We start from the raw sequence: 18,832 nt of genomic DNA on the forward strand, positions 1-18,832 counted from the left end.
GGTAAATCATTGACAGCCATTTTCAAACTTGGGTTGAATACAAGGCATTGCAATGCCCTGTATTCAACTGATGGGGGTGGGTTTCATGTCGTGGAAGTCTAGCATTTGAACTAAGATGAGGTAGGCGATCGCTAAAATAACCGAAATCGCACCTGTAAGAATGGCAATTATTTTTCAGCATTCCATCAGTAGTTCCAGTAATGCAAGTTATTGTGCTGTGCCTATATCCACATTTTTTGCTATGAACTTGTAAAATCATCTACTTAGTAATGTATAATAAAGCCCAATAGTTCAGGGTCCTTGTCAAGGATTAAACTACTTGCTGGTACTGCCAAAGCATATTGTATGTCTAAATCTGCAATCACCGTTACCGTCAAATTGTTTGCTGCTTATCAAGAAGCCTTTAGGGTTTCGGAACTTGTACTAGAATTTCCCAATAGTATGCCAGTCAAAGCAGTATGCGATCGCCTCATAGCTGAACATCCCGAACTCTCCCAATGGCGTGACATCACCCGCTTTGGGATTAATTTAATATTTGTCGAACCAGATACCCTACTACAAGATGGGGATGAAGTTGTGCTGATTCCACCAGTCAGTGGTGGCTAGCAAAGCAGTTATGAGTTAGGAGTTATGAGTGATGAGTTAAAGCATTCAAAACTTCTAACTAAACAAAGCTTGCGATGGCGTACCCGCTCTTTCCGGTAGCGATCGCACCCTTTGTTTGGCTGCAATTTTTCCTCCCGCCTAAACTTGAATAAATGCAATTTTGCTTAATAACCCAAGATAACCCGCAACTTTGGTTAATATATTTTTGCCAAAGTGGGATGCTCCCGTATTAACCTCAGTACCAGCACCATAGCCCTCTTCTGTCACTTTCCGGGAGGGCGATCGCTAGAAGTATTATGAGGCAATCAATACAAGCTATACTATTATAAAAAAATGGGTATTGTATTTGTTATTAGAAAAGAATCGCGCGATGGCTTGCTATACAAAAGCTCTAGAATTCAGAAATGGCAAATGTTTTCGGAGAGTGATAGAAGAGGGATAGGCGATATAGTCAATAATTAATCAACCAGCATCTCATGTAAATGATTGATTTGTTCAATATTATATTAATTTGCAATTAAATAATTTTTGATTCAGTTTGCCACCATTCTTTTTTGAGCTTGGATATCACGCCTAAACCAAAATAGAATTAATGCTAAAGTTGGGATAACCGTTACAACATTGAAAGGTGGGAAACCTTGTAGTAGATAGTAAGCAACACTACTTGTAGTAGAGAATACTATGCTAGTAATCACAAATCTTTTTGAATGTCTGTTTAAAGCTACGACTGCCAGCAGCACAGAGGAATACCAAGAGCAATACCAAGGAGCAGCAAACATAAATAATATTAGGGTAATCCATCCTATATTTATACTAAGATTAGTTTCAGAATAATTTTTCTTCAAATATGGTTTTACCAGAACAACAAAATAAGCAACTAGAAATGGAAAAAATATTATAGGTTTAAATATCGAGAATATAGTCTGTTGAAAAATTAGAGAAAAATTTAGAAATTTAAAATGTAGTACTTGCGTAAGCAAAGCATATAAGGAACCAGTTACTTTGTTTGAAACCCCAGGATTTAAAAGGCTTTTCCAAGCCTCAACTGTATGTAAAGCTATAATATCAACTGCAAAAATTATAACTACAGAGATACAAATAGCACTGAATAAGCTTTTCCACCGTTGTTGCTTAATCAAATAAACAAAAATTAGAGGCAACCAAATAATTGGTAATGTTTTAATTAAAAAACCAATCCAAACTGTAATAGTTGCAGCTAGATAATTATGGTTTTTAAGGCATATTATTAAAATAATTAAAATTGTAGAAATTAAGACATCAATATGTGCATTTGTAACCTGCTCAAACAGTAAAATTGGGCTAACTAGATATGCAATTGTTACATTAATTTTATGAGGAGAGTTTTTTAATTGCCGCCAGATTAAGTAACTATTTAATATATGGAATAAAAGACATATTAATTTAAATACATAAATTCCCAAACTAGGAGTAATTGCAACGAAAGCAGCGGAAATAATAAAAAATATTTGAGATACAGGCCCATAAGTTGAAGTTTGTTTCCAGACAAGAAATGAAGACAACTTTGAGGTAAATGTGCTTGCAGGATTAATGAAAGGGTCAATTCCATTTAAGCCCATCAAACCATAATGCACATATAAATTAATATCAGTAGTTATTGGATAACTTATGAAGGCTATTAACAAAAAGAATGAACTATTTCTGAGTATTTTTATAAAAGTTATATCTCTTTTTTTGTTTTTATTTCTATTTATGATTAACCACGCAATATATATAATATTTAAACCAAGGTATTCTATACCTATTCTTACTTTGTCAACCCGGTTAGAAAAATCAGATAAATATTTACCTGTGTGATTAGTTAAAGCTTCAATATCAAAAGAATAAGCTCTTCTTGCTAATTCTATACATAATATTAACGACAAAATTATGGCAAACCCTAACAATATTTGGTTCTTTTTCGTGGAATTATAATTATTCACATTTAGCATAATTATATAAAAATTAAATTAACCAATAAACCTTTAACTTATATTATAGCAATTTGAATTGAATCGTAAGAAAATATGGAGATGAAAATTACGTATTTCTCGACTTTTCAGTCTTTTACTTTCTCACAAATGATTTAGGATTACTATATCAAGAATGAACGTTTATTTTTCATTGGATTTTATACAATTAAATGCGTTCAAGTCAATAGTACTATAAGAGGATGTTTGAAAAGTGTACGAAAGGTATAATTTTTAATTCTGAGCGTAACGAAGTGGAGCGAAAAATCGCAATTTCCCGTAAGTTTATGAGATGTTTCACTACGCTATCGTTTCATTCAGGATGATATTTTTAACTTTTCAGACATCCTCTAAAGTTACATAATAAAACTGAACATTTTCAATGACTTCAGCCTCGATTTTTGGCGAAGGTATTGTTTATGGATCACTTTTAGGATGGGGAGTGGTGTAGTTCAATTAATTGAAAAACGCAGTAAATAATTTTTGCGCTGGTCAGCACTGGCAGGATAATTCTCGTGCAGTCCTTACTCGTCTGAAATCAAGTTAGTTAGAAGTTGTCCATGCCAATTCTACTCAATACCTTTAGGACTTAGCAGTTAGCTTCACTAAGTTATCTAACTCTTGCTGCATCTGACTAACAACTAATTCATAACATTCATTCACATAGTGGCGATCGCTGGCTGCTTCAGGGCCGTAGCGTTCAAATACAATTGGCGGACAAACCCGCGTGTACATGGGCACAGGTAATGGAATGTTGGGCAACGGGCCAATTGCTAATCCCCAAGGCAGTCCGAGATAGATCGGAAAAACTTCGGGATCAATCCCAAACAGCCAAGGCATCCCCCATTCGTGGAGTTGCTGCACAATTTTGTAGCAGTCAGCCAGTATAATCAGCGTATCGTGAGCACCCCAGGAAATCACAGGCACAATTGGCACATTTTCCCGCAACGCTAACTTGATAAATCCTTGCCGCCCCGCAAAGCAGATTTTATTACGTAAATAATGCGGTCGGAAGACATCTTGCGCTCCACCAGGATAAACTAGCACACTAGCTCCAGAGTGCAAAGCAGCGTAAGCCATTTTTGGATGAGCAATGATTGCTCCAGCCTTGGCAACCAGTTGCGCTAGTGGCGGACTAACCTGCCAAGCCTTGGGATGCATCAAACCATAAACGGGTTGCTCCACACCAAATCGTCGAAACCAGTCGTACATCACCATTGTCATATCGGGTGCAGCGAGTCCCCCATTATGCGAACCGACAAATAGGACTTTTTCTTGAGGTAGAATATTATCCCAGCCACTAGTTTGAACTCGGAAATAGTAGTGATAGAAAAAGCCCATCAGAGGCATCACAAATTCTATGAACTTTGGATCTCGCTCATCCAAAGACCAACCGGGTTTTTTGTTCAAGAGATGTTGCTTTTTTGATGACATCGATACATTCTAATCCCCTGATCTCCTCTAGAGGCTGTGTGTGTGTATACCTTAGCTTTCATCCGCTGTTTTGCTTCTGCTTGACTAACCAAACAGAGAGCAGAGCGAGCGCAACACCAGCCACAAGAAAACAATAAATATAGCCGAAGTTATCCACAATCCTACCAAATACCGCTGCACCGATTCCCTGGCCGACAAACAGGTTGAAGGCGAACAGCGAAACAGCAGTGCCTCGTGCTTCAGGTGTTAGCTCAGTGGCTTGGGTCTGGAGCGTGTTGTGCATCATATAATAGCCCAATCCCATTAAAATATTCAAAGGGATAAAAAGCATCCAGTTCTGGAACAATGCGATCGCTAAGAAGCTGATACACATCAAGCCTCCTCCCATTCCCATTAAACCAATTTCACCCAGTCGCCTGACTAACCATTTAACTGAGCGACTGTAAATCAGTCCACCCAATCCAAAACCACTGAGCATAAACCCGATCGCTACATAACTTAGACTATAGCGATCGCGCAGAAATGAGCCGACGTAAGCAAATGCCCCAAACACGCAAAAGCCTTCCACAAACACTCCTATAATTACAGTCCGAGCGATCGGTTGGGTCAATAGTTGGTAATAAGGTCGAAATGTGATCCTACCTACCCGACTTTGGGGACGATGACCATCGCTAAGATGGCGCGTTCCCCGCCACAAAAGTCCAGCAATGCCAAGGGAGACGATCCCAAATAAGAGAAATATATCACGCCAGCCGATATATTCCCCAAAGATGCCGCCCAAACTACCACTGAGAATTTGACCCAACACTAGCGCACTTAAATACTTGCCGATCGCAGCTTGGCGTTCTTCATAAGGAAAGTTGTCACCAATATAAGCTAGGGTGATCGGAATGACCCCAGCAGCAGCCATCCCTGTGAGAAACCGCAGCAAGGTAAGTAAGACGATATTTGACACAAAGGCACAAACAGCTGTACCCACAGCAAATGCCACCAGTGCTATTGTAATTACCTTAAGTTTGCCGATGCGATCGCCTAGTGGCCCATAGACTAACTGAAATAGTCCGTAGGGAATCGTGTATGCCGAGATAATCACCGCAGCACTGCCAACACCGACTTTAAACTCGTCAGCAATAATGTGCAGCAGGGGGTCAATCACCCGTGCATCAGCAATCACCATGAAGGCAGCAGCGCCCAACAGTCCTAATGAGACAGGTGTTTTGCCTGCTATATTCTTTGCTAACCTGCCCACTGCTATGTTCTCCTGTAGTTTGAGTTTTCGCACTTCTAGAATAGACTTTTTGCAAAAGGGGAAGGGCTAGTACCGCAAGGCGAAAGTTAAAAGTTAAAAGTCAAAAGTCAAAAGTTAAAAGAATTATATTCCTTGCTCTTGCGCCATTTTGAATGGTTGGTTTATTTACGCGCCCGCTGTACTAGGGTAGTAAGAGAGTTAGTCTTCACTAACTCTTCTTTCCTTTCTTCTGTGCTTCCCGTTCTTTGGTAATTTATATTTAGAAAAAAAGCGTGCGAGTCGTCATGCAAATAGAGCAGCCTTTTAGAATTAATGCCGCCCAACCAGACAATCTAAAACAATTCCTTCCCAAACCTTTAATTATCGTCAGCCCAGTCGCCGGTTGGAATGGTTTTTATTTTGCCTTTCATCGCCAGTCAAACTATCAACTCCCTGAGACATCGCCTTTTCAGCACATTATTACCATTTACACTAGAGAGTTTCAGACCAAATTAAAAATTAACCGACGCTGGTAAAGTAAATTCTATGCAACAACTGATGTGGGTATCTTTCCTGCTCACCAAATTTCTCCAGCAGTACAATTTGAACAGGAATTAGGCTTTATTCACATTGGTCTTGAACCAGCGATGATTACTCGTGTTGCCTACGAGTCAGTAAATGCTGATGCAGTTGAAATTGTCCAACAACTGCAAACCCACGATCCACTGAGTCAACAAATTGGACTGACACTCAAGCAAGAAATAGAAACGAGTGGATTTGATAGTTATCTGTATATAGAGTCAGCAGTAAATCTGCTGCCGGTGTATTTATTGAAACGTTAATCAACGCAAAAATTCATTATTCGAGAATACACAGGTGGATTACCAAAACATCAATTAAAAGAAGCGATCGCCTATATCAACGATAACTTAGACCAAAACTTGTCCCTAGCAGAAATTGCTGCGATCGCACAGATAAGTCCGCATTATTTTGCTAGCTTGTTTAAGCAATCAATGGGAATAGCACCTCACCAATATGTCACTAAATGCCGAGTTGAAAGAGCAAAGTTTTTACTTGCAAAGCGAGAATTATCAGTTATACAAGTATCCCAATTAGTAGGATTTCAAAGTCAAAGTCATTTCGCCAAAGTTTTTCGCAAATATATCGGCATCACTCCTCAAGCATTTAAGAAGCTACATTGAATTTTTCGGAAGATAACGCTAGTTTTCGGAAGATTGTGTGAGACAGCATGATCTTTTTGAAGCTAGACTCAATAGTTATCACCATACTTTCAGTTCATAGTCCAAAAAATGACACAACTAAAACCAGCCGAGGAAATGCCCGGTAGCTTTGGGCTACCCATTTTAGGTGAAACTCTCCGATTATTTGCTACCCAAGGATGGGGGCTGACGAAGAACTACCAACGCTACGGGCCGGTTTTTAAAACCAGCATTTTAGGAAAGAAATATGCAGTTTTAGTAGGGACAGAAGCAAATCGACTAATTTTGCAAGAAAAAGCCGATCATGTTTCTTCCTACTTAGGATGGAAACTGGCTATGGAGCATATTTTCGGGCAACCAATGATGCTTCAGGATGGCGAAGAACATCGCCGCACTCGTCGCTTAATGGCTCCAGTATTTCATGGGAAAGCCATTGCTAACTATTTTGACATCATGCAAACTGAAGTTAACAAATCCCTAAAAAACTGGGTGGAAGGCAGTCCAATTTCTATCAAGAATGAATTTAATCAGTTAGCATTGCAAATTGGGATTCGGCTATTATTAGGTGTTCAACTACAAAGCGAAGTTGAGCAAGTCGAACAGTTGTATAACACTTTGACGCAGGGAGCATTAGCACTATTGCGGTTAGATATACCGTTCACAAAATATGGCCGTTCCCAAAATGCTCGTCGTCAGCTTAAAGTTTTCTTACAAAAGATTATCAGCGATCGCACACTTCAAGGCAACTTACAGGAGTCTTGTGAGGTATTAGGATTGTTTTTGGCAGCAGTAGATGAAGAGGGAAATGCTTTAGCTCAGTCGCAGATCATAGACGAACTGATACACTTATTAAATGCAGCGCATTTCACTACTGCTACATCCTTAACGTGGGCAATGGTTGAATTGGCAGCGCGTCCGCAATGGTGTGAAAAACTCCGCCAAGAACTGGCAGAAGTTGTAGGAGATGAACCTTTGAACTTGGGACACCTCAAGCAACTTAATCAAATGACTTTTTTTTTAAAAGAAATAGAACGACTTTACAACCCCGCAGGTGTAGTACTGTTTCGGGGAGTTGTCAAGGAAATTGAATACGCAGGTTACCGCATTCCTCCTGGTTGGGTGGTGATTGTTGCTCAAGGATTAACGCATCGCATGAGTGATATTTATACTAACCCAGAAAGTTTTGATCCAGAACGCTTTGCCCCTCCCCGTGAAGAAGATAAAAAAGACTCCTTTGCTTTAATTGGTTTTGGTGGTGGTGAACATATATGTATTGGAATGGAGTTTGCCAGGATGGAAATAAAGATTTTTTTGGTAACCTTGCTGCAACGATATGATTGGAAGGTTACACCAGAATATGAACCTAATAACTATCATCAAGCACCGTTTAAAATAGAAGGAAAATTACAAGCACAAGTTCAAATTAGATAATGCCAGTAATGTAGTCTGCTTCATGTTTAAATAAACTTTTCCTTGGCTCAATTCTTTTTACGATAATGCCCTTGAACATAAGTTCCGTCTTGACGATGGTAGCCCTGTACATATGTTTTTTCCCTGAAGTATAGGAATTATATTTGATTTTTTAAATACATATAGGTGTGTTACGCTTCGTTAACACACCCTATATATAGCAGTCCTAAATCATTTGTGAAAAGTTAGATCCCCGATTTATTTAAGAAGTCGGGGATCTAACTTTTCACGAATTTTCACAAATCAGATAGGATTGCTATATACTTATATTTTTTCACAAATCAAATCGGATTGCTATTTCAGGAAATACCTTTGGTTGTTTTAACTTGATTCGCTTGTATTTTTCTGGGTACTTTTAACAATTCCCCATAGCAAGCTGCCACACTTACTCTAGCCATAAGCTAATTGGGTAAAAAGATTTAATAATATCCGTTGCTAACCGACTCACTGAGTTTTTTATTTGTGAAGCACAAATTGCTCCAGATCGTGAAACTGCCCTTTGAAGAAGCCATACTGTTTCAGTACACCCTGACTGTGAAAACCTAACTTTTCTAGCAACTTTTTAGAAGCTATGTTGTCCACCATGACTTGGCCAACAACGAAACGCAAACCCATTTTCTCAAACCCAAATTGCAAGATACTACCCACCGCCTCAGTCATGATACCTTGTTTCCAAAAGGTACTGGCAAGCTCATAACCGACCTCAGCAGCATCATGTTCTTGTGGGTTCCACGTAAACCCACAAGAACCAATCAAAACGTTGTCTTGCTTACGAGCAATTCCCCAGCGAATTCCATCTCCTCGCTCAAGCCGCTTGGCTCTACGTTCAATGAGTGCGCTCGCTTCTTTAATAGAAGTGAAGCTATCAAGATCATGAAACTTAGTCACGCCTGGATCACAGAGGATAGCAAAGACCGCTTCAGCATCCTGCAACGTTGTCTCACGCAGAAAGAGCCTTTCTGTTTCTAATTGAGGAAAGGAAGATAGTGAGAAATCTTTGCTCATAGTTGCAATCGATGATCTGGGGTTAGAGATGACTTAGTACACGCCACACTCACAAGACAATTCAAAAGGCTCAAGGCTGAATAGTCTTCGCCGACTGGTTAAATAACATATCTCGTGATTTATCTGGATCAAGCGCTTGAGTTTGCAATGCTTCGGCTTTCTCGTAGGCGCGAATTGTTGCCGGACGGGCCTTAATTGTCTCAAACCAGCGCTTGATGTGAGGAAAATCCTCTAGGTTTTGGCTTTGGCGTTCATAAGGGACAATCCAGGGATAAGCAGCAATATCAGCGATAGAATAATCGCTAGCCACAAATTCTCTATCTGCTAGTTGCTTATTCAGCACTGCATATAAGCGTCCCGTCTCATTCACGTAGCGGTTAATGGCATATTCAATCTTTTCGGGAGCATAGGCGCTAAAGTGATGATTTTGTCCCGCCATTGGCCCCAGCCCTGCCATTTGCCAGAACAACCATTCTAAAACTTTAGTACGAGCGCGTAAATCTTGGGGGATTAATTTCCCGGTTTTTTCTGCCAAATATAGCAAGATTGCACCAGACTCAAATACCGAAATTGGCGCACTTCCATCGGCTGGTTCGTGGTCAACGATCGCAGGCATCCGATTGTTAGGAGAAATCTTCAAAAATTCCGGCTTAAATTGCTCCCCAGCCCCAATATTTACAGGATTTATGGTATATGGTAAGCCGACTTCTTCCAAGAAAATGGTGATTTTATGACCGTTTGGAGTTGGCCAATAATAAAGATCAATCATGGTTAGTTTTCCTTATATTGAGGGTTGAAATTTAAACGCAAAAGGGCGCAGAGAATTCGCAACGAATTAATGAAATGTTGTACTAATATTGCGGTGATTTTGCGATCGCTGCCCAAACTCTGTGGTGAATCTGAAGAATTGGTGTGGGATATTTTGCTTCAAGTAATGTTGCCAATTCTTGGTCAAATACTTCTACCTTTTCTGGTGTCAAGCTGCCTCCCACACCAGCACTAGCCCGAATTCGCTCTCGCCAATCTTCGTGTGTATAACACACAAATACATCGTAAGAAAATGTGCGGATTTCTCGGAATCCTCCTTCGCCAATGTCTTGTAACCACAGGGGATACAATCCATTCCCGCCGTCCAGATTCCACGCGGGATTATGAGCCTTAATCAGTTGTTCTGTTGCTTCAACTACATTACCTTTTAAAGGTATCCAATCAAAATGAGCGATCGCAATCGAGCCATTTCTTCTCAATATCCGAATAATTTCCTGGACGACACGCAAACGGTCAAAGCAATGCCAACACTGTCCAGCAGTTACAACATCCGCACTTGCGTCTGCTAACTCGGTATTTTCGGCAGTTGCGACTCGATAATCTACTTTGAGTTGGGCAGATTCGCTTAACTGGCTCGCTTGTTCTAAAAGTGAGACTGATCGGTCTATGCCAATCACATAAGCACCTCTATCCGCAAAGCCCCGCGCTAGTGTTCCTCTTCCTGTGCCAAGGTCAACAATGTTCTGCCCTGGTAAACCTATACCATATTCAGACAGTTTGTTAAATAATGAACTGGGAAAGTCAGCGCGGTGTTTTGCATGAACAGTAGCAGTTGCACCAAAATCAATTCTCATACCTGCAAAACTATCTTTTTAACAATTGTCTAGGCTAGAAGTTCTCTACCCACGGACGTAGTTCTATTTCCCATGTCCAAGCACTGCGGGGTTGGCGGAGAATACTGAGATAAGTTTGAGCGATCGCATCCGGGTCAAGGGTACTATCAGGATTATCTGCTGGATCTTGGCGGCCTGTTGAGCGGATTCCACCATCAATCACGAAATGCGCCACATGGATGTTTTTCGGTGCTAATTCTCTAGCAATACTCTGAGCCAAACCGCGCAATGCAAATTTACCCATTGCAAAGGGAGCAGACAGAGGATAACCCTTGATACTCGCTGAGGCTCCAGTAAAAAATATAGCACCGCCGCCAAGCTGCAAAAACCTTTTGGTAGCAGCTTGGGCCACAAGAAAGCCACCATAGGCAGTTACATCTAAGGTTTTTGCCACCTCACCAGGGTCTAGATCAACAAGAGGCCCCCGCACCCGGAAACTGGGATTGTAAACGACAATATTTGCAGAACCGACTTTATTTTCAACATCAATAAATAACTGTTCTACTTCATCTGGCTTTGAGACATCAGCTGCAAAACTAACTGCGCCAATTTCACTGCTCAATTGAGCGAGTTTTTCAATTTGGCGAGCCGCTAAAGCGACGGTAAATCCTTCTTTTGCAAATAAGCGGGCTAAAGAAGCGCTCAGTCCACTACCTGCACCGACAATTAAAGCTGTTGTTGCCATAAATTTAATTCTCCTTGTTAGAAATTTTTACCCAGTTCATAAGTTTCCGACAGCATTTGTTCTCGCTCTGCTTGCGAAATATGTGGCACACCATAAAAAGGCTTATAGATAATGTTTTGAATGCCACAGAACTGTAAAGTACCTTCCATCATGGTGTGTCGGAATACATCCTTATCAGTGCCGATGTGTGTAAACATTGCTTCTGTACCGCCAGTGGTCTGAAAGATGATGGCTTTTTTGTGCATGAGTAAGCCTTTGATACCATCGGCATCTGTATCAAAGGCAAAGCCTTGTAAAAATACCCGATCAATCCAGCCTTTGAGAATAGCTGGACGGTCATACCACCAAATTGGGTAAATGAAAATAAGTCCCTCAGCCCAGAGAATATCTTGTTGTTCTTTTAAGATATCATCTGGCGTTTTTCCGTTGGCAATTTGCTCGAAATCTTCGGCATCAAGGGTAATTTTTAAAGATAAAGTATAAAGATCCTTAATTTTGGGGGTATGACCGGTTTCTTTAAGTCCAGTTACCACAGAGTCAAGGATGGCGTGATTAAAACTATTGGGATTTGGATGGGCATAAACGATTAAGACATTCATCTTACATACTAAGGATTGAGCGTGACTGAAGATAAGTGTGAATTGCCCTTAGTCGGACTTTGACCAATTTGCAGTACACAAACTGCGGCAATCAAACAGAGAACGCCTGATAAAATAAACGCTTGTAAATAACTACCTGTCCAAGTTCTCAACACTCCGGCTCCGAATGCTGCTGTGGCTGCACCGAGCTGATGTCCTGCGACAATCCAGCCGAACATGACGCCGACATTTTCTTTACCGAAGACATTTGCAACAAGACGCACCGTTGGTGGTACAGTGGCAATCCAATCAAGTCCATAGAAGACAGCGAAAATGGAAAGTCCATAGAAGGAAAAGTCGAAACTGAAGGGCAAGAAAATCAAAGACAAACCCCGCAGTCCGTAGTACCAGCACAATAAGTAGCGATTGTTCCAGCGGTCAGATAGCCAACCGGACATAGTAGTTCCAAAAAAATCGAATAGTCCCATGACTGCCAAAAGACCCGCAGCCTTGACTTCAGGGATACCGTGGTCAATACAAGCGGGAATTAGATGAGTCCCAATCAACCCATTTGTGCTAGCACCGCAGATAAAAAAGCTACCAAATAACAGCCAGAAGTCGCGCTTACGCATTCCCAGCCAGAGGGCATTGAGGGTGGAGGTGATGGAATTCACTCTCGGCTGTGAGACTTCCACTGTTTCGCTGTTGTCGCCAAAGGCCCGCAAACCGACATCTGCCGGACGATCGCGCATAAAGACCGCGATCGCTGGAATAATTAGAAGTGCTGCACCAGTCAAACCGAGAGCGGCAATTCGCCACCCAAAGCGATCGGTTATTGAGGCCAGCATGGGCAGAAACACCAGTTGCCCGGTAGCTGTACTGGCGGTTAGGATGCCGAGAACCAAACCCCGCTTTTCAAAAAACCAGCGATTGACGACAATAGCACCCAAAACCAGGGCGATAACTCCGCTACCAGAACCGACAACTACACCCCACAGCAAGACTAGCTGCCAAGACGCTGACATCAAAGGGGTTAAACCGACACCGAAAGCAATGATAGCAAGTGAGAACACCATCATCCGGCGAATGCCGATTCGCTCCATGAGTGTGGCAGCAAAAGGGCCAATTAGTCCGTAAAGTACTAAGTTAATGGAGATTGCCAAAGATATAGTAGCTCTACTCCAGCCGAACTCCTGTTCGAGAGGCACTATAAAGACTCCGGGAGCAGAGCGAATTCCGGCCGCAACCAACAAGGCTAGGAATGTTAAACCCGCGACGAGCCAGCCATAGTGGAACGAACGACGCGCTAGGAAGGAGGCTAAGGACATAGTGGGGAATGGGTAGATGCGGGAGTGGGGGGCAGGGGGCAGGGCGCAGGGGAGTGGAGTTAAAAGAACTCATTCATAAGTATCAAAGACTCGTTAACGGAGTTCAAGGGACTTCCAAATAAAAAAATGTCCCAAAACTGACGCAAAAACCCTCTCATTTCTCCTCTCTCTGTGTCGCGCCAGTTGCTTCTCCTAAGGGAGACGCTGCGCGTAGCTTGCTTCCCCGCAAGGGTACAAGTCGGGGAACCGCAAGGGCGCACTGGCTTCTCTGTGTCTCTGTGGTAGCCTGCGGCAAGCCGCTGCGCGTCTACGTTTATTTGGATAATTTATTTCTTGTAAGTCCCCAAAGACTCGTTCATGAGTATCAAAGACACGTTGACGGAGTTCAAAGACTCGTTCACGAGTATCAAAGACTCATTGACGGAGTTAAAAGACTTGTTCACGAGTATTAAAGACTCGTTCACGAGTATCAAAGACTCATCAGTGAGTATTAAAGACTCATCAGCGAGTATCAAAGACTCATCAGCGAGTATCAAAGACTCATTCACGAGTATTAAAGACTCATCCCCAATGCCCAATGCCCCATTTTTAATTTAGGAAAAGCTACCCTGCATAAGGGTTACCAATTCTGTCTACAGAGATGTTGGAGGAGAATGGCAAACGACCTGGATTTAAGCGTGGTTCGGCTGCATAGCCAACAGGAATTAAAACAGCGATCGCTAAATCTGGATTATCCCCAGCCCCAATCACTTCCTTTACCTGATCCTCAATCCAACCGTTCATAAAACAAGTGGATAATCCCAGACTTTCTGCTGCTAATACCAAATGGGTAGCGGCAATGATGGCATCTTTGATGGCATATTCGCGTCGCTTGTTACCTAACCCAGCTTGAAATTGCGGGACGGCGGTTTTAAAGTAGTTTACCGTACCTTCATTCCATGCCCCAGTTTCGAGTCCCCGCTCTAGAATTGGAGCCAAGTTTTGTTCGCCTGCGTTCGGATCGGCGGCAAAGACAAAGGTAACAGGTGCTTGGACAATTTGCTGTTGATTCCACGATGCTGCTGACAGTGCTGCCTTTTGCGCTTCATCTTGCACAAGAATAATTTGCCAGTCCTGGATATTATAGCTACTGGGTGCAGCCACGGTTAACTCTACCAGTTGCTTAAGCAATTCTGGGGTGATCGGGTCTGTTTTAAAAGTTTTGATTGAACGGCGTTGAGCGATCGCACTGGGTACATCTAAAGCTTGGGTTTGAGTAATGGAATTCATGAGATTCTCCTGATAACTGAGTTATGAAAGGGTTTCGGATTTTACTCTGCTGAGAGTGATTCAAGAGTGTTAAAGAGCAGGGCAATGTAATGTGTTCCTCTCTAATTGGCAATGTTAACCGGGTTAGAGATGTGCTCGTGGATAATGGTTGATAACCAATTTACACAACCATTTTGTTGTATCTGGGAAAAATCTCAAACTCCTCAGTTTGATTTGATACCTTAGAGTGCGGTGGGTTTTAATTATTCAGATGAGAAGAATTAGGCATTGACCACCTGCTCATTAGCAGCTGACCAAAATGGATAATCTGTATATCCGTGTTCATCGCCACCATAAAAGCTTGCTTGATCTGCTTGATTTAGTGGTGCATTCAAAGCGAAGCGTCGAGGTAAATCCGGGTTTGATATAAATAATGTGCCAAAAGCAACTAAATCTGCTGCTTTGTTTGCCAGTACAGCATCGCCTTTTTCACGGGTATAACCACCATTGACGATCAGTGTACCTGTAAAGCGATCGCGTATATGACTAGTGGGTACAATTATCCCGCCATGTCTGATATCTGCCTCTATTGCTTCAAAAATATGCAGATATGCCAAATTAAACTGGTTTAACGCTTGAGCCGCATAACCGAATGTCTCCAGGGGATTCGAGTCATGCATGTCGTTATAAGCCCCACTAGGAGATAAACGTACCCCGACTCGGTTAGAATCCCACACACTAGTTACCGCCTCTGTCACCTCCAACAGGAATCGAGTCCGATTTTCAATGGAACCCCCATATTTATCTGTACGTTGATTGGTGCGATCGCGGAGAAATTGATCTATTAAATAACCATTGGCTGCGTGAATTTCCACCCCATCAAACCCAGCCGCTAGGGCATTTGCTGCTCCTTGACGGTACTGTTCTACTATCTGCGGTATTTGCGAAGTTTCTAAAGCACGGGGAGTAACAAAGGGTTTTGGCCCCTCATAAGTTGCCGCTTCACCTTTAGGAGCAATGGCAGAAGGTGCCACAGGTAAAGCTCCATTCGGTTGTAAGTCTGGGTGAGAAATCCTGCCTACGTGCCATAGTTGCAGAAAAATTCTTCCTCCATGCTGATGCACAGCATCGGTTACTAACTTCCATCCCTCCACCTGTTCTGGTGAATGAATTCCTGGTGTAGCGGGATAGCCCTGTCCTTCAGGAGTCACCTGTGTTGCTTCAGCAATAATCAGTCCGGCGGAAGCACGTTGGACGTAGTAGGTAGCATTCAGTTGGTATGGTACGTTTCCCTCACCTGCCCTGTTTCGGGTTAAGGGTGCCATTACTATCCGGTTAGGTAGTTCCAGATTTCCTAATTGGTAAGGAGAGAATAAGTTGATATCACTAGTCATGTTGCTTTACTCCAATTCAAAGTTTTTTAACCCACGGAGGTGGGTTTTGTTTGTGTAGACAAGCCAGTGCGTTGGGCGGCTTTGCTGACTTTAAGCAACTGGCGTGCGGTTTCTAACCGCCCTTTTAACGTTAAGTTGACTGTACCCTTACGACAGATGTGGTTCAAATACTAAACAATCGACCGAATAACGCCACCATCTACCCGCAAAGCTGCACCATTAGTTGCTGAAGCTACAGGACTAGAAAGGTAAACTACGATCGCTGCTACTTCTTCATTACTTGCAAAGCGTTTGATTAGAGAAGTTGGGCGCACATTTTGGAAAAACTCAGCCTCAACTTCAGCTAGACTAATACCCCGTTCTTGCGCCAGCTTGGTGAGAAATTCCTCAACTCCTTCTGAGCGGGTTGGCCCTGGTAGGACAGAGTTTACTGTGACTCCAGTCCCGACAGTGATTTCTGCTAGACCTCGGGCAATGGCTAGCTGCGCTGTCTTAGTTGTACCGTAGTGAATCATTTCTACTGGAATCTGAATAGCAGATTCGCTGGAGATAAAAATTATCCGCCCCCAGTTTTGCTCTAGCTGCTTTTGCAGATATTGCCGACTCAAACGGACTCCGCTGAGGACGTTAACTTCAAGTATCTTTAACCAGTCTTCATCAGTAATATTAAAGAAGGTTTTTGGCTCATAAATACCCACATTGTTAATGAGGATATCAACGTGAGGAACTTTTTGAAAGAGTTGCTCTACCCCTGATGCAGTGCCTGCGTCAGCAACAACACCAGAAACTTTCGCATCAGGTGTACTTTGCTTAATTTTGTCGATCGCCTGGGCTACTCGTTCTTCAGACCGACCATTGACAATCACTGATGCACCCTCTTGAGCTAACCCAAGGGCGATCGCAAAACCAATACCTGCGGTTGAGCCACTCACCAGTGCGGATTTACCATGCAATTTCAAGTCCATTTCGCTCTTTCCCCATTAGTTGAAACACAATTCAGGAATTGGGAGTGGGGAGTGATTGGTGATTGGGCACAAGAAGCTCCAGGGGAAAGCTTAGTGCAACTTCCCCTCTGTTCCCCTACCCCCTACTCCCCAGTCCCCTTAACTTAAAGATGCTGTGCTAAGGTCTTATTCAAGGTGGTTTTTGGAACTGCCCCTACGACAGTATCAACCTGCCGACCTCCTTTAAAAACCATCAGCGTCGGAATGCTGCGAATTCCATAGTGGCTGGCGACAGTAGGATTTTGATCTGTGTTCAGCTTCACAAATTTCACCTGTCCTTCATATTCAGCAGCAACTTGATCGACGACTGGACCCACCATCCGGCAAGGACCGCACCACGGTGCCCAAAAGTCCACTAAGACCGGAATTTCACTTTCCAAGACTTCTTGCTTGAATGTGGCTTCTGTGACATTGGTAATGGATGACATAAATTGCCTTCCTAATTAATTCTATAATTCGATAATATCGAATAATAAAAATATATGCCACCTGATGAGATAATGCAACTATGAGATTTCTTTATCATCCAGATAGAAAAAATATTTCTTTACCGGGAGTGCTGTATGCATTGGGCGATCCAGTGCGGCTAGAGATTGTGCGGCTGCTGGCGACTGAGGGGGAGCAATGCTGTGCCAAGTTTGATTTTGCGATCGCTAAGTCTACTATGTCCAATCACTTCAAGATTTTGCGGGAGTCGGGGATAGTCTTTACACGCAAAGAAGGGACACACCATATTAACATCCTACGGCGTGAAGATTTAGAGATGCTGTTTCCAGGGTTGCTGGATGCAGTGTTGAAAGCTGCTCAACCATTGTCTGTTGAACCCACCAGTAGTAAACAAACAGCCTCAAGGATTTAGGGGTATGGGGCGATCGCTACCTGTTTAAGAATCTTCTGGTTTTTCAATTTGTGTTTCTAAATCAGCAAAGATATCATGTTGTTCTCGAAAAGCCCTTGGAGTGTGAGATAAACCTAAATCCATAGAGAGTAAATCAACACCGTCGATAATTTTGGGTATCTGAGCTTGATCAACTTGTAGACCGAGAAAGCATTTCTCCCTGTAATCCGGTCTTTCCTGAAAGCGTTCGATCGCTCTTTTCAAAGGGCGTATAACCTCATAGGCTTTTTCAGCCTTCTCAATTGATGCTTGTGGGATTGGAGATTGCAGCCTGAGAATTGCTAAATCAATTAAATCTCTTGCCTCAACGCTGTCATCTGCGTAACGGTCAGAATTTGACAGCAGCTTAGAGGTAAAACAGTCATTGAAGCTTAAGCAGGGAACAGGTGACCAGTTTAGATATCTTGGTGGGTCTAGTTGAAAACGAGTTTCGGCAATAATTTCCGTTTTAATCGCCACATCATCTACAAAAACTATCATCCGAATTCCATATTGGTCAGTTGTGCTACGTCCAACTTGGATTTTACTTAAATCCCGAAATAATGCTTCATGCCCACCCTCAAATATCACTGTACGCAGGTATTTGTAGCCTTGTGTACCAACGGAAGCGATAAAATCAACGTCCTTACTCCAGCGATATTCATCAAATTCAAATGCAAGAAGGGTTCCGCCACCGAAGTACTTGTACTGAGCGACTTGTGCCGAGCATCTCGGCTCCGCTCGATGGAACCGGAGCCGAGGTAAGCCGAAGTAAGCAGAACCCTTTCTAAGTATGTCCGAATCTAAGGATTCAAGAACTGTGAGAATTTGATGATGGTGTTCTAACCTGAAGGTCATAAACAAACTTGCAACCAGGATTTATAGCGTCTGGCAAGTTCCTTAAGAAAATTGAGTTCTTCACCCTCAAGATTATTAAATAAATTGCGATATTGCCAACCACGCTCGTAGCGACTCAGCATTTCCTCTAAAGTAAACCGATACACATCGGCGGTCTGCCAACAAATTGACTCCAGAAAAGGCAGCTTTTTGGGGACAATAACAGAATTATTTGTTGGTGTTGCGGTTGTCATAACTCTTTTAATCAA

The 18,832-nt window shown here is 42.4% G+C and carries 21 protein-coding genes; 6 read left to right on the forward strand and 15 right to left on the reverse strand.

From position 1 onward, the window contains the following. Window positions 1-345 precede the first annotated feature (345 nt). Window positions 346-606, forward strand: a complete 261-nt coding sequence (locus V7K49_RS31780) for a MoaD/ThiS family protein (RefSeq protein WP_229483813.1) — start codon at window positions 346-348, stop codon at window positions 604-606. Between the two features lie 533 nt (window positions 607-1,139). Here V7K49_RS31780 and V7K49_RS31785 read toward each other — a convergent pair. The 3 genes from V7K49_RS31785 to V7K49_RS31795 form a co-directional block, all read right to left on the reverse strand. Then, window positions 1,140-2,576, reverse strand: a complete 1,437-nt coding sequence (locus tag V7K49_RS31785; RefSeq protein ID WP_335209185.1) for a hypothetical protein — start codon at window positions 2,574-2,576, stop codon at window positions 1,140-1,142. 600 nt (window positions 2,577-3,176) lie between these two features. Then, window positions 3,177-4,028, reverse strand: coding sequence for a lysophospholipid acyltransferase family protein (locus V7K49_RS31790; protein ID WP_335209186.1), 852 nt, complete (start codon window positions 4,026-4,028; stop codon window positions 3,177-3,179). A gap of 58 nt (window positions 4,029-4,086) precedes the next feature. Next, window positions 4,087-5,277: an MFS transporter gene (locus V7K49_RS31795; protein WP_335209187.1), complete on the reverse strand. Its 1,191-nt coding sequence runs from the start codon at window positions 5,275-5,277 to the stop codon at window positions 4,087-4,089. A gap of 284 nt (window positions 5,278-5,561) precedes the next feature. On the opposite strand from V7K49_RS31795, the gene V7K49_RS31800 reads away from it, so the two are divergent. The 4 genes from V7K49_RS31800 (at window position 5,562) to V7K49_RS31815 (ending at window position 7,907) form a co-directional block, all read left to right on the forward strand. Next, complete coding sequence (locus V7K49_RS31800; RefSeq protein ID WP_335209188.1) at window positions 5,562-5,792, forward strand: hypothetical protein; 231 nt, start codon at window positions 5,562-5,564, stop codon at window positions 5,790-5,792. A gap of 24 nt (window positions 5,793-5,816) precedes the next feature. Next, window positions 5,817-6,098, forward strand: a complete 282-nt coding sequence (locus tag V7K49_RS31805; protein WP_335209189.1) for a hypothetical protein — start codon at window positions 5,817-5,819, stop codon at window positions 6,096-6,098. A gap of 75 nt (window positions 6,099-6,173) precedes the next feature. Further along, complete coding sequence (locus V7K49_RS31810) at window positions 6,174-6,458, forward strand: helix-turn-helix transcriptional regulator (RefSeq protein WP_335209234.1); 285 nt, start codon at window positions 6,174-6,176, stop codon at window positions 6,456-6,458. A 108-nt stretch (window positions 6,459-6,566) separates the two neighbouring features. Beyond that, entirely contained in the window at window positions 6,567-7,907 is a 1,341-nt protein-coding gene (locus V7K49_RS31815; protein ID WP_335209190.1) for a cytochrome P450, read from the forward strand. Between the two features lie 495 nt (window positions 7,908-8,402). On the opposite strand, the gene V7K49_RS31820 is transcribed toward V7K49_RS31815, so the two are convergent. The 10 genes from V7K49_RS31820 to trxA form a co-directional block, all read right to left on the reverse strand. Next, on the reverse strand, window positions 8,403-8,951 hold the full coding sequence (locus tag V7K49_RS31820) for a GNAT family N-acetyltransferase (protein ID WP_335209191.1): 549 nt from the start codon (window positions 8,949-8,951) through the stop codon (window positions 8,403-8,405). 70 nt (window positions 8,952-9,021) lie between these two features. Further along, entirely contained in the window at window positions 9,022-9,720 is a 699-nt protein-coding gene (locus tag V7K49_RS31825; protein ID WP_335209192.1) for a glutathione binding-like protein, read from the reverse strand. Window positions 9,721-9,802: 82 nt separating this feature from the next. Further along, window positions 9,803-10,573, reverse strand: coding sequence for a class I SAM-dependent methyltransferase (locus V7K49_RS31830; protein ID WP_335209193.1), 771 nt, complete (start codon window positions 10,571-10,573; stop codon window positions 9,803-9,805). A gap of 34 nt (window positions 10,574-10,607) precedes the next feature. Next, window positions 10,608-11,297 (reverse strand): SDR family NAD(P)-dependent oxidoreductase, encoded by a 690-nt coding sequence (locus tag V7K49_RS31835; protein ID WP_335209195.1) that lies wholly within the window; start codon window positions 11,295-11,297, stop codon window positions 10,608-10,610. A gap of 17 nt (window positions 11,298-11,314) precedes the next feature. After that, window positions 11,315-11,896: an NAD(P)H-dependent oxidoreductase gene (locus V7K49_RS31840; protein ID WP_334865814.1), complete on the reverse strand. Its 582-nt coding sequence runs from the start codon at window positions 11,894-11,896 to the stop codon at window positions 11,315-11,317. An 8-nt stretch (window positions 11,897-11,904) separates the two neighbouring features. Further along, a complete protein-coding gene (locus V7K49_RS31845; RefSeq protein WP_334865812.1) occupies window positions 11,905-13,203 on the reverse strand; it encodes an MFS transporter in 1,299 nt (432 codons plus the stop codon). Between the two features lie 603 nt (window positions 13,204-13,806). Continuing rightward, entirely contained in the window at window positions 13,807-14,472 is a 666-nt protein-coding gene (locus V7K49_RS31850; RefSeq protein WP_334865808.1) for a nitroreductase family protein, read from the reverse strand. Window positions 14,473-14,732: 260 nt separating this feature from the next. After that, the gene (locus tag V7K49_RS31855) at window positions 14,733-15,845 is read right to left on the reverse strand and encodes an alkene reductase (protein ID WP_334865804.1); all 1,113 of its coding nucleotides are present in this window, start codon (window positions 15,843-15,845) and stop codon (window positions 14,733-14,735) included. A 170-nt stretch (window positions 15,846-16,015) separates the two neighbouring features. Next, the gene (locus tag V7K49_RS31860; protein ID WP_334865802.1) at window positions 16,016-16,810 is read right to left on the reverse strand and encodes an SDR family NAD(P)-dependent oxidoreductase; all 795 of its coding nucleotides are present in this window, start codon (window positions 16,808-16,810) and stop codon (window positions 16,016-16,018) included. A 143-nt stretch (window positions 16,811-16,953) separates the two neighbouring features. Continuing rightward, window positions 16,954-17,277 carry a thioredoxin gene (trxA, locus tag V7K49_RS31865; RefSeq protein WP_273767795.1) on the reverse strand — a complete coding sequence of 108 codons (324 nt, stop codon included), beginning with the start codon at window positions 17,275-17,277 and terminating at the stop codon, window positions 16,954-16,956. 80 nt (window positions 17,278-17,357) lie between these two features. Between trxA and V7K49_RS31870 the strand changes: the two genes are divergently transcribed. Further along, a complete protein-coding gene (locus tag V7K49_RS31870; RefSeq protein ID WP_334865799.1) occupies window positions 17,358-17,708 on the forward strand; it encodes an ArsR/SmtB family transcription factor in 351 nt (116 codons plus the stop codon). Window positions 17,709-17,732: 24 nt separating this feature from the next. Here the strand turns inward: V7K49_RS31870 and V7K49_RS31875 are convergent, their stop codons facing one another. Next, a complete protein-coding gene (locus V7K49_RS31875; protein WP_335209196.1) occupies window positions 17,733-18,584 on the reverse strand; it encodes a nucleotidyl transferase AbiEii/AbiGii toxin family protein in 852 nt (283 codons plus the stop codon). Further along, window positions 18,581-18,817, reverse strand: coding sequence for a hypothetical protein (locus tag V7K49_RS31880; RefSeq protein WP_334865795.1), 237 nt, complete (start codon window positions 18,815-18,817; stop codon window positions 18,581-18,583). Before V7K49_RS31880 ends, V7K49_RS31875 begins: the two co-directional genes overlap by 4 nt. Window positions 18,818-18,832: the final 15 nt, after the last annotated feature.

The organism is Nostoc sp. (assembly GCF_036919675.1).
Lineage (GTDB): Bacteria > Cyanobacteriota > Cyanobacteriia > Cyanobacteriales > Nostocaceae > Nostoc.

Excerpts from the sequence above, each read along its gene's own strand:
- V7K49_RS31780 (WP_229483813.1), top strand. The coding sequence starts at position 346 with ATGTCTAAATCTGCAATCACCGTTACCGTCAAATTGTTTGCTGCTTAT.
- V7K49_RS31785 (WP_335209185.1), bottom strand. The coding sequence starts at position 2,576 with ATGCTAAATGTGAATAATTATAATTCCACGAAAAAGAACCAAATATTG.
- V7K49_RS31790 (WP_335209186.1), bottom strand. The coding sequence starts at position 4,028 with ATGTCATCAAAAAAGCAACATCTCTTGAACAAAAAACCCGGTTGGTCT.
- V7K49_RS31800 (WP_335209188.1), top strand. The coding sequence starts at position 5,562 with ATGCAAATAGAGCAGCCTTTTAGAATTAATGCCGCCCAACCAGACAAT.
- V7K49_RS31815 (WP_335209190.1), top strand. The coding sequence starts at position 6,567 with ATGACACAACTAAAACCAGCCGAGGAAATGCCCGGTAGCTTTGGGCTA.
- V7K49_RS31820 (WP_335209191.1), bottom strand. The coding sequence starts at position 8,951 with ATGAGCAAAGATTTCTCACTATCTTCCTTTCCTCAATTAGAAACAGAA.
- V7K49_RS31825 (WP_335209192.1), bottom strand. The coding sequence starts at position 9,720 with ATGATTGATCTTTATTATTGGCCAACTCCAAACGGTCATAAAATCACC.
- V7K49_RS31830 (WP_335209193.1), bottom strand. The coding sequence starts at position 10,573 with ATGAGAATTGATTTTGGTGCAACTGCTACTGTTCATGCAAAACACCGC.
- V7K49_RS31835 (WP_335209195.1), bottom strand. The coding sequence starts at position 11,297 with ATGGCAACAACAGCTTTAATTGTCGGTGCAGGTAGTGGACTGAGCGCT.
- V7K49_RS31840 (WP_334865814.1), bottom strand. The coding sequence starts at position 11,896 with ATGAATGTCTTAATCGTTTATGCCCATCCAAATCCCAATAGTTTTAAT.
- V7K49_RS31845 (WP_334865812.1), bottom strand. The coding sequence starts at position 13,203 with ATGTCCTTAGCCTCCTTCCTAGCGCGTCGTTCGTTCCACTATGGCTGG.
- V7K49_RS31850 (WP_334865808.1), bottom strand. The coding sequence starts at position 14,472 with ATGAATTCCATTACTCAAACCCAAGCTTTAGATGTACCCAGTGCGATC.
- V7K49_RS31855 (WP_334865804.1), bottom strand. The coding sequence starts at position 15,845 with ATGACTAGTGATATCAACTTATTCTCTCCTTACCAATTAGGAAATCTG.
- V7K49_RS31860 (WP_334865802.1), bottom strand. The coding sequence starts at position 16,810 with ATGGACTTGAAATTGCATGGTAAATCCGCACTGGTGAGTGGCTCAACC.
- trxA (WP_273767795.1), bottom strand. The coding sequence starts at position 17,277 with ATGTCATCCATTACCAATGTCACAGAAGCCACATTCAAGCAAGAAGTC.
- V7K49_RS31870 (WP_334865799.1), top strand. The coding sequence starts at position 17,358 with ATGAGATTTCTTTATCATCCAGATAGAAAAAATATTTCTTTACCGGGA.
- V7K49_RS31875 (WP_335209196.1), bottom strand. The coding sequence starts at position 18,584 with ATGACCTTCAGGTTAGAACACCATCATCAAATTCTCACAGTTCTTGAA.
- V7K49_RS31880 (WP_334865795.1), bottom strand. The coding sequence starts at position 18,817 with ATGACAACCGCAACACCAACAAATAATTCTGTTATTGTCCCCAAAAAG.